This is a genomic window from Butyricicoccus faecihominis (genome assembly GCF_014648015.1).
Classification (GTDB): domain Bacteria; phylum Bacillota; class Clostridia; order Oscillospirales; family Butyricicoccaceae; genus Agathobaculum; species Agathobaculum butyriciproducens.
The window spans coordinates 160859-175891 of record NZ_BMQH01000007.1 but is presented as its reverse complement, the minus strand read 5'-3'; the positions used below and the strand labels follow the sequence as shown (position 1 = coordinate 175891).

Below are 15033 nucleotides of genomic sequence, written 5' to 3'. Positions count from 1 at the left end.
ACAGTAGTTAAGCTCGTTTACGGTGACAATACTTGGCTGGCGACGGCCCGGGAAGATAACTCAACGCCTACATCTAAGCAGCAACGAAAGTTGCTGCTTTTTCTTTTGCATAAAATGCAGGAGAATCTTTTCTTTTTCCCGATTTTCCTGTACAATAGAACTATCGAAAAATTTTTCGCCTGCTGTCGAAAAATCCACTGTTTCGTCGGCAGACCGATCAACGGAGGGAGAAATGTTATGTCGATTCAGGAAAACTGCCGTGTTGTAGAAAATACACGGCTGGGCGAGGGTCTGTATCTGATGGTGCTGGACGCACCGGAAATTGTTAAACTGACGCAGTGCGGTCAGTTCGTCCACATTGCATGCGGTGAGGGCCATCTGCTGCGCCGCCCGATTTCGATCTGCACCTGGCAGGGCAGTCATCTGCGCATTGTTTTTCAGGTGAAGGGCGATGGCACGAAGTGGCTGAGCGAACGCAAGGTTGGCGATGTGCTCGACGTGCTTGGACCGCTTGGACACGGCTTTGACGTACAGGCACTGGGGGATCGCCCGATCTTTATCGGCGGCGGCATTGGCGTACCGCCGATGCTTGGCTGTGTACGCACGGCAGCAGAAAAGGGCGCACAGCCTGCCGCAATCCTCGGTTTCCGCAACAAGGGTGCGGTGATCCTTGAGGGCGACTTCCGTGATGAATGCGAGACCTTTGTCACCACCGACGATGGCACCTACGCGCGTCACGGCTTTGTCACCGATGTGCTGAAGGAGCAGGTGGCAGGTGCGACCGGCGTGGCTGCCTGCGGTCCGAAGCCTATGCTGAAGGCGATTGCGGCGATTGCAAAGGAAGCCGGCGTGCCCTGTCAGGTTTCGATGGAGGAGCGCATGGGCTGCGGCATCGGCGCCTGTCTGGTGTGTGCGTGCGCGCTCAAGTCGGAAAACGGCGAAACCCGTTACGGTCATGTCTGCAAGGACGGTCCGGTGTTCAATGCTGAGGAGGTCGAGTGGTAATGGCAGATTTAAGAGTGAACTTTTGCGGCGTTGAGCTGAAAAACCCGATCACGACCGCATCCGGCACCTTTGGTTTCGGCCATGAGTACGGCGAATTTTTTGACCTGTCCCAGCTTGGCGGCATCGGCGTTAAGGGTCTGACACCGACCGAGCGTCTCGGCAATCCGGCGCCGCGCATCGCGGAGACCCCGCAGGGTATTCTCAACTGTGTTGGTCTGCAGAACCCGGGCATTGACCGTTTCATCGAGGAGCAGATTCCGTTCCTGCGCCGGTACGACACCAAAATCATCGCCAACGTCTCCGGCAACACGGTCGAGGAGTACGAGGGCATGGTCGAGAAGATTTCGGATGCGGATGTTGACCTCATCGAGATGAACATCTCCTGCCCGAACGTAAAATGCGGCGGCATGGCATTCGGCACCCAGCCGAAGATGGTCGAGGAGGTTGTTTCGGCAGCCAAGGCCAAGGCGAAGAAGCCGCTGATCGTCAAGCTGTCCCCGAATGTCACCGATATTGCGGAGATTGCACGCGCGGCGGAGTCCGCAGGTGCGGACGCGCTTTCGCTCATCAATACACTGCTCGGTATGCGCATTGATATCGAAAAGCGCAAGCCGATCCTGTCCAACGTAATGGGCGGTCTGTCCGGTCCGGCGGTGTTCCCGGTTGCGGTTCGCATGGTATATCAGGTGCGTAAGGCGGTTTCCGTGCCGATTCTCGGCATGGGCGGCATCCGAACCGGACGTGATATTGTCGAAATGATGCTTGCGGGCGCAGACGCGGTTGCCATGGGTACGGTGATGTTCAACGACCCGACCGCTCCGGTCAAGGCGCTTGCCGAGCTGAACGAGTGGCTGGATGCACACGGCGTGAAGTCTGTCACCGAGCTGTCCGGTGCAGTTGAGGTAGGCTGATGAGAACCACGGTCTACATCATCCGTCACGCTGAGGCAGAGGGCAATGTATACCGCCGGTGTCATGGTCAGTACAACGCGCTGCTGACCACGCGGGCGTACAAGCAGCTGCCGTATCTGGCAAAGCGGTTTGAGAATGTGCCGCTTGCGGCGGTTTACTCGTCCGACCTGTTCCGCGCACGCGTAACGGCTCAGGCTGTGGCAGAGCCGCATCATCTCTCGGTGGAGACCCGACCGGTGCTGCGCGAGATTGATATGGGAGACTGGGAGGACATTCCGTGGGCCGAGCTGCCGCACACATGGCCTGAGCAGTACGCGCTGTGGTGTGCCCGTCCGTGGGAAGCAGCACCGCCGCACGGCGAGACGGTCATGCAGGCCGGTCAGCGCATGCTGGACGGCGTGCGCGCGATTGTGCGCGAAAATGAGGGCAAAGAGGTCGCAGTAGTGACGCACGGCAGTGCGATTCGCGGCATGCTGACGATTGCACACGGCTTTGCACCCGAACCGATGGGCGAAATCGGCTGGGGTGACAACACCTGTGTTGCCAAGCTGGAATTTGACGAAAACGGCAATATCGACGTGGTTTACGAGAATGATGCCTCGCATTTGCCGCAGGAATACTCCACGTTTGCGTCCATTGGCTGGACGAATACCAAGGGCATTCCGGCGTCACCGCAGATCTGGTTCCGCCGCGCTGACCCAAAGAATCCACAGGATGTGGATAAAATTGTGGGATTCATGCGCGAGCTGCACAAGAATGCCTACGGCACGGATGCAAACCTCGATCCGGATGCGCTCATCCGCGATGTAGAGCGGGCACAGAAGGTTTCGCCGCGGGCGTGCACCTTCGGCTGTTTGGAAAGCGGGGAAGAGGTCGCGCTCGTTTACCTGAAAACCTGGTGGGAGGAGCAGCCGGAGATCGGTCTGGTCGGCGGCTTCTGCATTGCCGGTGACTACCGCGGCTGCGGTCTGAGCGGACAGATTCTCGGTCAGGCCATCAGCGTGTACCGTGCGCTCGGCAAGCGCGAGCTGTGTGCTCGTGTTGCCGAGAAAAACATGCGTGCACAGGGATTTTATCATAAATTCGGTTTCCTGCAGCGCGGCGAGTACCGCGATGAGAACGGACTGCATTATCAGATGGTAAAGCCGATTTCGGTCGAATAAATAGGAAAAGCGCTCTGTTTTTGGCAGAGCGCTTTTTGATTCGCAATGAGAAATTAGCAGTTGGTAATTGTATACGGCAGCGGAAAGAAATCCTTTTCGGCTGCTTTTCGATTTTACAGCTTGAGCAGAACCGCACTGTATCGCGGCAGCGCAACCGTACACAGACTATCCTTGCGGGAGACGGCAGGCGTCTCTCCGGTGCCGCCGAACTCCGCGGCATTGCTGTCAAGCAGAATCGTAAACTTCGGCAGGGAAGCGGTGAAGTTCTGTTCGCTGTCCGCGAAATTGCACAGGGCGAGCAGCGTTTCTCCGTTTGCACGGCGCTCCATGCCGAATACGCAGGGCGCATCCACATGATTTTCCGCCCACCGGAAATTATCCGGTGCATAATCTGCGTGCAGCGCGGGATTCTCCACATAAGTTTTGCACAGGCTGTGGAAAAATCGGTGGAACGGACGTTCTGCCAGTGCCCAGTCCAGCGTACCGGCTTCGCTCCATTCGTACAGCTGACCCAGCTCGTTGCCCATGAAATTCAGCTTTTTACCCGGATGCGTGAACATATAGAGGTACATCACGCGCGCCTGCGCATACTTGTCGCATTCGTCCGCGCCCCACATTTTCTGCACGATTGCCGCCTTGCCGTGCACAACCTCGTCGTGCGAGAGCGGCAGCAGGTAGTGCTCGTTGGAAAAATAGTGCATCGACCAGAGCAGCTTGCCATGGTCGCGCGGACGCAGATCCGGCTGGGTTTGGCAGAACTCGAGCGTATCGTGCATCCAGCCGAGATCCCACTTGTAGTCGAAGCCCAAGCCGCCCCCGTCCACCGGACGGGTGACACCGGGATAGGCAGTCGAGTCCTCAGCGATGAGCAGAGCAGAGGGATGGCGGGCTTTCAGACCGCGGTTCATATTTTTAAGGAATTCGAGCGTGTCGCCGTTGACGCCGCGCGCGGGATCGCCCTGCCAGTAGATCAGGCGCGAGACCGCATCCATGCGCAGACCGTCAAAATGAAACTCAGTGAGCCAGTAATCGGCCGCAGACTGCAGAAAACAGCGTACTTCCCGTCTGGAATGAATGAAATTGTAGCTGCCCCATTCACTTTCGCCGACCGCGCTGTGCGGGTACTCGTACAGGTGCGTGCCGTCGTATTTCGCCAGACCGTAGGAGTCTACGGCAAAGTGTACCGGTACAAAATCCATGATCGCACCGATACCGGCATGATGCAGTTTGTCAATCAGCATTTTCAGCTGTGCCGGCGTGCCGTAGCGCGAGGTCGGAGCAAAAAATCCGGTGTTCTGGTAGCCCCAGGAGCCGTCAAACGGGTGCTCGGACAGCGGCAGAAACTCCACATGCGTGTAGCCGTTTTCCTGCAGATAGGGAATCAGTCGGCGGGCGATTTCATCGTAGGTGTACCAGCCGTTTGCGTCGTCCGGATTGCGCATCCACGAGCCGAGGTGCATTTCGTAGATATTAAGCGGTGCATCCGGCGAAGCCGTGCGGCTGTTCATCCACGCTTCGTCTGTGAAGCGGTACTCGTCAAGGTCGGTGATAATCGAGCAGCAGGCAGGCCGCAGCTCCATGGCAAAGCCGTAGGGATCGCAGTGCTCGGTGACAGAGCTGTCCGGGCCGTAGATGCGGTATTTGTAAAACTGGCCTGCGCGGGCGTCCTGCACAGAGACCGACCAGAAGCCGCTGCGGCCGTCCTGTACCAGATCGGTCTCGGTCCAGCCGTTGCACGCGCCGGTCAGCGTAATGCGGCTGGCATTGGGCGCAAAGGTACGGAAAACGACAGCGTTTTGCTCTATGTGAGCGCCAAACCAGCGGTAGGCGTCGAAAATTTCTCCTGTGAAGAATTGGTGCTGATTCATGGAAGCACTTCCTTTCTTTTCCCCTAACGGGGGATGGTCGCTTGCGAAGCGAACGGAATCTTGCCTACGCGGCAGGCGCACAAGAGGGTAGACACCAAGGTTTCCACCCTCTTGTGAATCACCCCTTTCCTGAGAGGGCACGGTGGTTGTTCAGAACTGAGACAATGAGGGAACGGCAGAGGATTTTTTCTACCGCAGGACGTGCTTTGCGCGTCCATGTATCCGCATATTCGCAGTGTCGGATAGATTACTGCTACACATGCGGTTAAATCTACGCTGGGTGCGGCACAAGGTGAATTGCCCGAAGGGCAAGAGAAGGTCCCCTGGGGGATAACAGTGCCGCACAATTCGTTAGCGTGTTATGATAGACAGGGCCTGCGAAGATAAATTGTAGCGAATACCTAAATTCGCAGGTGCCTTCCGTTACAACGTGCCAAAGGGTTGCGCGACACGGGTATGTCGCGCCTGCGGAGACGGAACCGCATGTGTAGCAGCAGAGTATCTGGCACTGCGTATAGGCAGGGGAATGGGAGCACACTGTGCTCCCCAACGGAAGAAAAAATCCTCTGCCGTTCCCCTTTTCGGAGCGGTCTCGTCTCTCCGATTTTCGCCGTGCCCTCTAAGGGAAAGAGGAAGATTCACAAGAAGGAGAAAACCGCAGGTTGTCTCCTTCTTGTGTCCCCGCCGGACAGGCGACACCACCGCTGGAGTCAGCGGAACTGGCATATTCATACATCCAGTATAGAATACATCCACGTTAAACGCAACCGTCAAAACTGTACAAAGTGTCCGTTAAATAAAAATGAACCAGCCCACCGCTTCGCGGCTCTTATACTCGGGTGCGTCAAAGGACGCGGGTTTCACCGAAAATAAAATGAACCGAGTCCAAACTGGCTGCTCTTATATACAGACGCACCCAGGGAAAGGATAGAAAGTTATGAACGATAAAGAGCTTGTCAGCCGCATGCAGCACGGCGATATGCAGGCGTTCGATGAGCTATACGAGCGCTACAAGGACGATGCATACCGCCTTGCGTGCCTGATCACCGGCAGCAGGACGGACGGCGAGGATCTGGCGCAGGAGGCCTTTGTCACCTGTGCACAGTCCATCAAATCCCTGCGCGACGGCAGCAAATTCCGGCCGTGGCTGCTCAGAACGCTGTCCCGCGCGGCATGGAAGTACTGCCGCAAAGCCAAGCGGGAAACGCCGGTATCCGAATTTTTCGATGCAGGTGAGAGCGAAAGCGCACTGTCCGCCGTGCTGCGGACGGATGAGCAGCGCCGACTGTATGCCGCCCTCGACACACTGGACGAAAAACGCCGCGTGACCGTGGTGCTGTATTACTTCGATGATCGCTCGGTGCGCGAGATCGCGCAGGCGACCGGCGTGACCGAGGGAACGGTGAAATCCCGCCTTTTTTCCGCTCGCCGCCATCTGCGGCAGGCGCTGACCGAAGAACGGAAGCCGAAGGAGGCTGCAAATCATGGATGAAATCAAAATGGAACGTGAAATCAAGGAAATGCTGCATCAGTGTGCAGATGAGCTGCATGCACCGGATTCGATGCAGGCGCGCGTCAAATTCGCACTGAACAATGCACCGGCACGCAAGCGTCATCTGTGGAGCAAACGCTTTGTGGCGGTTGCTGCTGTCGCTGCGATTGCGGTGACCGGCGCATTTGCGGCAGGCGGCATGGGCGGCATTTTCAGTGAGGGCTGGTCTGACCAGCGGCTGGATCTGTCGAGCACGCAGGCGCATCTGGCTGATGCCGGTGTAGTGCTCACGCTGCCGGACAAGATTGGCGAGTATACGTTCAGCTACGGTTCTGATGTGGCTACCACCGCACGGAATGGTGTGGGTGAAACGGAGAAAATCGCCGAGGTGGATGCAACCTACACGAAGGATGGCGTGAAGCTGAATCTGTCCGCGCACAAGAGCTACACCGTGTTCACCGAGGACGAGATGGAGAATCCGGTTCCGGCAACGACTGCCGAGGTAAACGGCGTTACGCTGACCTATCGCGATGCGCACTACCGCTTCGTACCGGACGACTACGAGAAGTCCGACGAGGAAAAGCAGCAGGAGAAGAACGGTGAACTCGTTATTAGCTGCGGCTCAGACGAGGTGGAGGATAAAATGTTCCAGTCCGTGCTATGGGAGCAGGACGGCGTGACCTACCTTATCAGCGGCTTCGATACCGGTTTGGATGCACAGACCATGTTCGATATGGCAGCTGAGCTTGTAAAGTAAATCGCAGCAGACGAAATTACACGAAAAAAGCATCGGAAACGCAGTTTCCGATGCCTTTTTATGCTTATTGGATGGTTTACTCCACCGAAATGATGTAGTAGTAAACTGGCTGACCGCCGTCGATGACGTTGATCTCCATCTCCTTGTTTTCCTTGTGCAGCAGGTTCTCAACCTCAGCGGCCTGCTCCTCGGTAACGCCTTCGCCGAAGATAACGGTTGCAAACGCGCTGTCGTCGGAGACCATCTCGCGCGCCAGCTTTTTGAGGACCGAGGTTTCCTTGCCGTTGGCGCACAGCTTGCCCTCGCACAGCGACAGATACTCACCCTGTTTGATCTTCTTGCCGTCAAACTCGCTGTCGCGGGCCGCATACGTCACCTGACCGCTGCGGACGTGCTTTGCCGCGTCCAGCATAGCAAGCGCCAGCTCGCTGTCCTGCTCGGCTTCCGGATCGACCGCCAGCATAGCCGAAATGCCCTGCGGGATGGTCTTGGTCGGCACGACGATCACTTTTTTCTCATCGGAGAGGTGAACGGCCTGCTCGGCTGCCATGATGATGTTCTTGTTGTTCGGCAGCACGAAAACGATCTCCGCCGGAACGGCATCGACAGCGTGCAGGATGTCGTCGGTGGACGGGTTCATGGTCTGACCGCCCTGCACGACAACGTCCGCGCCGAGGTCGGTAAACAGGGTTTTGAGACCCTCACCGGCAGCAACGGCTACAAAGCCAAACTTCTTCTCTGCGGGGACGATCACGCGCTCCTTGGGCGCGTCTGCCGTGCCCTCGATTACCTTGGCGGTGTGCTGCTCGCGCATGTTTTCGATCTTAACGGTCAGCAGCGGACCGAATTTCAGACCCTCCTCAAGCGCCTTGTTCGGCTGGTCGGTGTGAACGTGTACCTTGACGATATCATCATCCTCGACAACCACCAGCGAATCGCCGATCTCGTTCAGAATGGAGCGCAGACGAGCGACATTGCGTGCCTTGTCCTTGCGGGATGCGATGAACTCGGTGCAGTAGGTGAAGGTGATGTCCTCGTCGTTGATCGCAGCGAAGTCTGCGGTGGACTTGGTCGGCTCTGCCGCAACAGCACGTTCCTTGTGGATGCCGCGCAGCGCGTCCAGCATGCCCTCGAAGATGGTGATAAAGCCGAAGCCGCCGGCGTCAACCACGCCTGCCTTTTCAAGCACCGGATTCTGGTGAACGGTCTCCTCGAGTGCGGTGTGGCCCTGCTCGAGGATCGCTGCCAGAACCTGCTCTGCGGTGAGCGTCGGCTCGGCCTGACACAGCTCGACCGCGTGCTGTGCCGCAACGCGCGATACGGTCAGGATGGTGCCCTCAGCGGGCTTCATAACCGCCTTGTAGGCGGTGTCTACGCCCTCGCGCAGCGCAAGCGCGAGTGTGCGGCCGTCGGCCTCGTCGGTCTCGCGCAGCTTTTTCGCCATGCCGCGGAACAGCAGCGACAGGATAACACCCGAGTTGCCGCGCGCGCCGCGCAGCAGCGCGGAAGCGGTCGCATCTGCCGCTTTGGCGAGGGTCGGCTCAGCGAGCTTTTCCATCTCAGCCATCGCGGAACCCATCGTCATGGACATATTCGTGCCGGTATCGCCGTCCGGCACCGGGAATACGTTCAGTTCGTTTGCCTGTTCCTTCTTTTCGGCAATGGCGAGTGCGCCCTCGATCACCATGGACCGGTACAGCGCACCGTTGATTTTCTGATCTGCCATTTAATTTAATCTCTCCCTAAAAGTAACCGCGCAGTTGCGCGTAATAAGATTTCGGTTTGCTTGCAAACCGTAACCGCATGGCAGGATTTCCTTAGGGCAATCCGAGCCATTGGTCCCGTCCGCAGACGTCCGCGGTTACGCCGCGGCATGCAATCAGCGGCGTATTTCGCCGCAACAAAACCCGCGACATGAGCGTGGGTTTTGTTACTCCGACTCAGCGCCCTTGGGGCGCGTCGTTCGGGTATCGGAAGTCAGTTTCTACGGAACTGATTTCCGTATATAGGGGACTTGCGAAGTCCCCTATAGGTGTCAGTCCGCCTTGATGCTCTCTACATAGATATCGACGTTCTTCACGTCCACACCGGTCAGACGCTCAACGTTGTAGCGTACCTCGCCGATGATAGAGCGGCAGACGGTGGCAATATTCACACCGTGCTCGACTGCAATGTGCAGGTCGATGTTGACACCGCCGTCCACAGCCTCGGTGACCTTTACACCGCGCGACTGGTTTTCCAGTCCGAGCAGATGCGCCAGTCCGTCCGACATGGAGCGGATGGTCATGCCTTTGACACCGAAGCAGGAGGATGCTGCGTAACCGGCAATGCCGGCCAGCACCTCGTTGGTAATGTCGATATATCCGAGATCGGTCTTGATGGTCATATAAAAACCTCCCTGCGAGTTAGGGGTGCAGAATGCGGGTCCCCTTGCAATAATCAATACTTTTGCTGTTTATATGATATAACAAAATCATGTAAAATACAAGCAATGCGGTGATGAAACTGCGTTATTTTTCAACACGGCGGCAGAAAATGGATAAATTGAAGGATAGTGTCGAATAACGCGGAAAATTCGTGCAGGTTAATGCAAACAAATGTTTGCTTATTGCAGCGGATTGCGGTATAATAAGGATAAAATTACGAACGTATGTTCCGACGGAAACAGCGAGGAGTGCCGAAAATGAAGAAGATTTCCGCCAAACAACAGCAGATACTGGAGTATATAAGCAGTTATTCCCTCGAACACGGCTATCCGCCTTCGGTGCGCGAGATTGGTGCAGAGATGGGACTGCGGTCGCCGTCCACCGTGCATGCGCACCTGAAAAAGCTGCAGGAGGCCGGTTATCTGGAGCCGAATGAGCATAAATCGCGTGCGCTGACGCCGGTCAGCGGCCCTTCCATGGTGCCGCGCGTGCCGATTCTGGGCCGCGTCACCGCCGGTATGCCGATCCTCGCGGTGGAGGAGCATATCGGCTATGTGCCGTTCGAACCGGCAGTGGGCGGCGGCGAGTATTACGCGCTGCGCATTCGCGGCGATTCGATGATCGGCGTGGGCATTATGGATGATGATCTGGTCATTATCCGGCAGGATGTGCAGGCGCGCAACGGCGACATCGTAATCGCGCTGCTCGAGGATGAGGCCACCTGCAAGACGCTCAACATCACGCCGGACGGTGTCTGGCTCATGCCGGAGAATCCGGCGTATCCGCCGATCAACGGCACCGGGTGCCAGATTTTAGGCGTGGTGAAGGCGGTTTACCGCGAGTATTAAGAGCAGCCTTTTCAGTACCGGCTGAGCGGGGGACGCGAACTGCCGCAGGCGTGTTCGCCCTAACGGGCGGGAGGTTTTTCGCTTGAAATCAAGCGGGGGATTTGCCGCGCCCGCAGCGAGGGCAAGAGGGTAGACACCTACGGTTTCTACCCTCTTAACTCCCGTTTCCCTTTGTTTGTTAGTCTGGCGCAGACCAGAGAGCGGCGACCGCTTCGAAAAGGGGAACGGCAGTCGGGTTACCACAGCGTATCTTTCGCAACCTGTTCGCAGTTCACAGATAGATTGCTGCTACACAGGGTGCGGCACTGTTATGCCGCACCCAGCGTAGAGTTGCCCGTATGTGTAGCAGAAAGGTATCTGACCCTGCGAATACGCGGATACATGGACGGCTATCAGTCGTCCTGCGGAAGAAAAAATCCTCTGCCGTTCCTTTATAGTCTCAGTTCTGCAAATTTCGCTGTGCTAAGAGGAAACGGGGAGATTCATAAGAGGGGTGGAAACCTTTGGTGTCCATCCCTCTTATGCGCCCGCCGCGTAGGCGAACTCCCGCTGAACTTCAGCGAAAAACGCTCCGCCCGTTAGGGCGAACCGTCTGCGCGGTTCGTGCGCCCCGGTCAATTGGTGCAGAAAAAGGGTGCCGCCCAGAATGGGCGAACCGCCTGCGCGGTTCGTGCGTCCCGTAAAGCGGGTGCTTTGTAAATCAAAATTCCCAAAGGAGAGTCCACATGCCATCGGTTGATGACAGCATCCAGTTCGTCAAGGGCATCGGCCCGAAAAAGGCGAAGCTGCTCGAAAAACTGCATATACGCACGCTCCGTGACGCGCTCGAGACCTACCCGCGCGACTATGAGGACCGCACCCACATCACACCGATTGCGGAAATCGACATGGAGGACAAGTACGCCGTGCGCGCGGTGGTCGGCACCGAACCTAAGGTCAACCGTATCCGCAAGGGCCTGACGTTGGTCAAGTGTACGATTTACGATGAAACCGGCACGCTGAACGTCACCTACTTCAACAATCCGTATGCTGCGGCACAGCTCCGCGTCGGACAGGAGTATGTGTTCTACGGCAAGGTGCAGGGCTATGGACGCGGCCGCACGATGTTCTCCCCGCAGTCGGAGAAGGTCGCACCGGACGCTGACCACCCGGGACGCATCGTGCCGGTCTATCCGCTGACGGCGGGACTGACCCAGCGCGATCTTGAGCGTGTAACCGCTGCCGCGCTCGACACGCTGACCGGTGAATGGCCGGATCCGCTGCCCGAACTTTTGCGGGCAAAATACCGCCTGCCGGACGCAGTAGATGCGCTTTCTGCCATTCACCGACCGAAAACCAAGGACGATATGGCGCAGGCGCGCCGACGCATGGTATTCGAGGAGCTGTTTTTGCTCTGCTGCGGCCTGCAGCAGCTGAAGGAGCGTCGAAAGGCGGATTCCGGCATTGTTTTCACCTCGAATGGATTGGATTCGTTCTTTGAAGCCCTGCCGTTTACACCGACCGGCGCACAGCGGCGTGCGATTATGGAGATCGCGGCAGACTGCGCCTCCGGACGGCCGATGAACCGGCTGGTGCAGGGTGATGTCGGCTCGGGCAAGACGGTGGTAGCGGCCGGATTGTGTGCGCTGGCCGCGCAGAACGGCTGGCAGGCGGCTTTCATGGCGCCGACCGAAATCCTCGCCGCGCAGCACGCGGAAACGCTTGCACCCATGCTGGATAAGCTGGGCATCTCGTGCACGCTGCTCACCGGCTCGATGACTGCCGCGCAGAAACGTGCGGCACTGGCCGCCATCGAGACCGGTGCGGCGCAGGTGGTCGTGGGCACGCACGCGCTCATTCAGCAGGGTGTGCAGTTCCACCGGCTGGGTGCCGTTATCGCGGATGAGCAGCATCGGTTCGGTGTGGCGCAGCGTGCCGCGCTGTCCGCGAAAGGCGGCTCGCCGCATGTGCTCGTCATGTCGGCTACGCCGATTCCGCGCACGCTCGCACTCATCATGTACGGCGATCTGGATGTGTCCGTGCTGGACGAGATCCCGCCCGGAAGAAGTCCGGTCGAGACCTACGCCGTGGGCGAAAATATGCGCAAGCGTATTACTGCCTTCATCGACAAGCAGGTCGGTCTCGGTGGGCAGGCTTACGTCGTGTGTCCGCTCATCGAGGACAGCGAAAATGCAGAAACCAAGCTGAAAAGTGCGGAACAGCACGCAAAAGACCTGCAGAAGCTGCTTCCGCACCGACGTGTGGCTGTGCTGCACGGACGGATGAAAAACGCGGAAAAAGATCAGATCATGCGCGATTTTGCAGCGCAGAAATACGATATTCTGGTTGCAACGACGGTTATCGAGGTCGGTGTGGACGTGCCGAACGCCAATCTAATGGTGGTCGAGGACGCAGACCGGTTCGGTCTGTCGCAGCTGCATCAGCTGCGCGGACGTGTCGGCCGCGGTACACGGCAGTCGTACTGCGTGTTCTTCGGTGCGGATAAGGGACAGGTCGCGCGGGAGCGCCTGCGCATCCTGTGCAGGACCGGTGACGGCTTCGAGGTCGCACGCGCAGACCTCGCACAGCGCGGTCCGGGTGACTTTTTCGGTCAGCGGCAGCACGGCCTGCCCGCACTGCACGTTGCGGATTTGGCGGCTGACCTTGCGCTCATGCAAAACGCCCGCGAGGAAGCGGAAGCGCTGCTGGCTGCCGATCCGACACTCGCCGGCTATCCCATCCTGCTCGACCGTGTGCAGCGTATGTTCGCCGAACAAAATGATGAAGCGTTTAACTAAATTAAAAACAGGAGAGAACCTCAGTTCAATGTCACTTAGATAAGCCCTAAAGATGTAAACAATCGAATAAGCGAGAACAGCGCACGGCAAAGCGAAAGCGAACTGTGCGCTACTTTACGAGCACGAAGGTATGAGAATAAAGTGTATAAAAAATCCGCTTAAAAGACTATTCAAAAGAAAAGAATTATGCTGCTCTGTAGATGAGGTTGACAGCAGATTTCTGTCGTGTCTTACGAGTATCTTTTCGACCCGGGCGAATAGGCGAAGTGAATCTCATAAGCAAGGATTCAAGCTCTGGTGGACGGACTCTGCCGAGGGAAAATTGCAGACAAATATGTGCAGCATCAGAGAAATTGACCTTATAGGTGTATTTCTTTTTTGCCGATTCAATGACGGTAGAACGGGTAATTGGTTGACAAAAATTGTATATCATCAGTTTTGCAAAGATTTATTGAAAGATGAAGTCCATCTTTTTTGGCGTGTAAGTAAAGTAAGGACAGCATGTACTTTAATTGCGGAAAGAAGTTTCCCACTTGCTCCGGGAAAGAATCTGGGTCATCAGGATTCGTTGCGCATCGCAAATCAGATCTATCGACCGCCAGAGGTCGAAGTCCTCGACAGGTTGTATGTTTGTCAGTGCTTGCTGTAAATCTGTGAAAGAGATATTCGAACGCTTCTGGGATAATTTTAGCTCGCTGCTGAATGGATGCAGGAGACGTTGGAACAGACGGACTCAGTTCGAAAAATCCTCAATATCGTGTGTCAGCGTTCCGCTTCGAAATGTCAAGACAGCCGAAATGGTCTTTTTGAGTGATAGCTTTCGGTTTCTGGTGTAATCTTTCTGAGGGCTGCGGACAAAATCTTGGACTATGCCGATAGACCGAGTTTTTGTCTATACTCCAGAGGGCTAAGCCCGCCCGGAGAAATCTTGATTTGTTTTTTTGATACCAAACCATATATTCTTCGACTATATGAATAAACTCCTCTATTGAAACGTTTAGCCATGAAACCCCATAAAACATCTCGTTCTTCATTCGCCCAAAGAAACCTTCACAGGCTGAATTATCAGGCGAGCCCCCTTTCTTGAACATGGATCGATGCAAATACGCTGCATCCATACGGCTGCTCCAGCCCGGTCAGCGATAGTGACATCCACGATCCGTATGGACAATCGGATGCTCTCCGACCTTTAGAAGATAAATCGCTTTGTCCAGCATTCCATTTGTCAACTCTGCGCTCGGACTGGTGCCAATGCGCCAGCAAACAGACATACCATTAAGGCAATCGATGATTGGAGAAAGATAAACCTTGTCGGCAGGGATTGCAAATTCAGTAATATCAGTCAGCCACTTTTCATTGGGACGATTTACGTGAAAATCCCGCTTTAGAAGATTGGGGACAGCTGGCGTAATTTCTCCCCGATAGGAACTGTAGCGTGTCTTCTTTCTGTTCGCTCCCTGCACTCCTACTTGCTTCATAAGACGGCGAATTACCTTTTCGGATAGCCGTCAGTCCTCTTTTTTCAGCGCAGCATGAATGCGCCGGTATCCATAACAGCAATGATTTGCTTCAAAAATATCCTTGATTTTCTCTTTGACATGGAAGTAGTTATCCTGCTTCTTTACTCGCGTTTGCTGGTAATAATAGCTACTGCGCGGGCAGTTTAATGCGGATAGAAGTTCCGGCAGCGAATATTTATTTTTCTTCTCCTGGTTCCGGAGAGCTGCCCCGAGCTTATTTGTCAAGCATTTTCTTCAAATATTTACACCAAAGATGCCAGCACACT

At 56.1% G+C, this 15033-nt stretch carries 12 protein-coding genes and 1 pseudogene; 7 read left to right on the top strand and 6 right to left on the bottom strand.

Features of this window, described 5'->3' with window-relative positions:
- Nucleotides 1-237: 237 nt before the first annotated feature.
- From IEY11_RS08680 to IEY11_RS08670, 3 genes are read left to right on the top strand one after another with little or no spacing between them, the layout of a single operon-like run.
- Nucleotides 238-1005 (top strand): dihydroorotate dehydrogenase electron transfer subunit, encoded by a 768-nt coding sequence (locus IEY11_RS08680; RefSeq protein ID WP_118284560.1) that lies wholly within the window; start codon nucleotides 238-240, stop codon nucleotides 1003-1005.
- Entirely contained in the window at nucleotides 1005-1916 is a 912-nt protein-coding gene (locus tag IEY11_RS08675; protein ID WP_110435524.1) for a dihydroorotate dehydrogenase, read from the top strand. The genes IEY11_RS08680 and IEY11_RS08675 overlap by 1 nt, the downstream gene beginning before the upstream one ends.
- The gene (locus IEY11_RS08670; protein ID WP_188886309.1) at nucleotides 1916-3079 is read left to right on the top strand and encodes a bifunctional histidine phosphatase family protein/GNAT family N-acetyltransferase; all 1164 of its coding nucleotides are present in this window, start codon (nucleotides 1916-1918) and stop codon (nucleotides 3077-3079) included. The genes IEY11_RS08675 and IEY11_RS08670 overlap by 1 nt, the downstream gene beginning before the upstream one ends.
- Before the next feature lie 113 nt (nucleotides 3080-3192).
- Here the strand turns inward: IEY11_RS08670 and glgB are convergent, their stop codons facing one another.
- Nucleotides 3193-4947 carry a 1,4-alpha-glucan branching protein GlgB gene (gene glgB / locus IEY11_RS08665; RefSeq protein ID WP_188886308.1) on the bottom strand — a complete coding sequence of 585 codons (1755 nt, stop codon included), beginning with the start codon at nucleotides 4945-4947 and terminating at the stop codon, nucleotides 3193-3195.
- Between the two features lie 937 nt (nucleotides 4948-5884).
- Between glgB and IEY11_RS08660 the strand changes: the two genes are divergently transcribed.
- Nucleotides 5885-6439 carry an RNA polymerase sigma factor gene (locus tag IEY11_RS08660; RefSeq protein WP_116704761.1) on the top strand — a complete coding sequence of 185 codons (555 nt, stop codon included), beginning with the start codon at nucleotides 5885-5887 and terminating at the stop codon, nucleotides 6437-6439.
- Nucleotides 6432-7196 carry a hypothetical protein gene (locus tag IEY11_RS08655; protein ID WP_188886307.1) on the top strand — a complete coding sequence of 255 codons (765 nt, stop codon included), beginning with the start codon at nucleotides 6432-6434 and terminating at the stop codon, nucleotides 7194-7196. Before IEY11_RS08660 ends, IEY11_RS08655 begins: the two co-directional genes overlap by 8 nt.
- 76 nt (nucleotides 7197-7272) lie before the next feature.
- On the opposite strand, the gene IEY11_RS08650 is transcribed toward IEY11_RS08655, so the two are convergent.
- Both IEY11_RS08650 and IEY11_RS08645 read right to left on the bottom strand, forming a co-directional pair.
- Nucleotides 7273-8922 carry a DAK2 domain-containing protein gene (locus IEY11_RS08650; protein ID WP_188886306.1) on the bottom strand — a complete coding sequence of 550 codons (1650 nt, stop codon included), beginning with the start codon at nucleotides 8920-8922 and terminating at the stop codon, nucleotides 7273-7275.
- Between the two features lie 309 nt (nucleotides 8923-9231).
- A complete protein-coding gene (locus tag IEY11_RS08645) occupies nucleotides 9232-9582 on the bottom strand; it encodes an Asp23/Gls24 family envelope stress response protein (RefSeq protein ID WP_118360094.1) in 351 nt (116 codons plus the stop codon).
- A 297-nt stretch (nucleotides 9583-9879) separates the two neighbouring features.
- Between IEY11_RS08645 and lexA the strand changes: the two genes are divergently transcribed.
- Nucleotides 9880-10470: a transcriptional repressor LexA gene (gene lexA, locus IEY11_RS08640; protein WP_118728714.1), complete on the top strand. Its 591-nt coding sequence runs from the start codon at nucleotides 9880-9882 to the stop codon at nucleotides 10468-10470.
- Nucleotides 10471-11192: 722 nt separating this feature from the next.
- Nucleotides 11193-13247, top strand: a pseudogene (recG, locus tag IEY11_RS08635) (ATP-dependent DNA helicase RecG); the annotation flags it as partial.
- A 749-nt stretch (nucleotides 13248-13996) separates the two neighbouring features.
- Here recG and IEY11_RS15235 read toward each other — a convergent pair.
- From IEY11_RS15235 to IEY11_RS08620, 3 genes are read right to left on the bottom strand one after another with little or no spacing between them, the layout of a single operon-like run.
- Complete coding sequence (locus tag IEY11_RS15235; RefSeq protein ID WP_407926650.1) at nucleotides 13997-14338, bottom strand: IS3 family transposase; 342 nt, start codon at nucleotides 14336-14338, stop codon at nucleotides 13997-13999.
- A gap of 45 nt (nucleotides 14339-14383) precedes the next feature.
- On the bottom strand, nucleotides 14384-14725 hold the full coding sequence (locus tag IEY11_RS08625; RefSeq protein WP_188886304.1) for a DDE-type integrase/transposase/recombinase: 342 nt from the start codon (nucleotides 14723-14725) through the stop codon (nucleotides 14384-14386).
- Between the two features lie 30 nt (nucleotides 14726-14755).
- Complete coding sequence (locus IEY11_RS08620) at nucleotides 14756-14992, bottom strand: IS3 family transposase (RefSeq protein ID WP_118728719.1); 237 nt, start codon at nucleotides 14990-14992, stop codon at nucleotides 14756-14758.
- Between the last annotated feature and the right edge of the window lie 41 nt (nucleotides 14993-15033).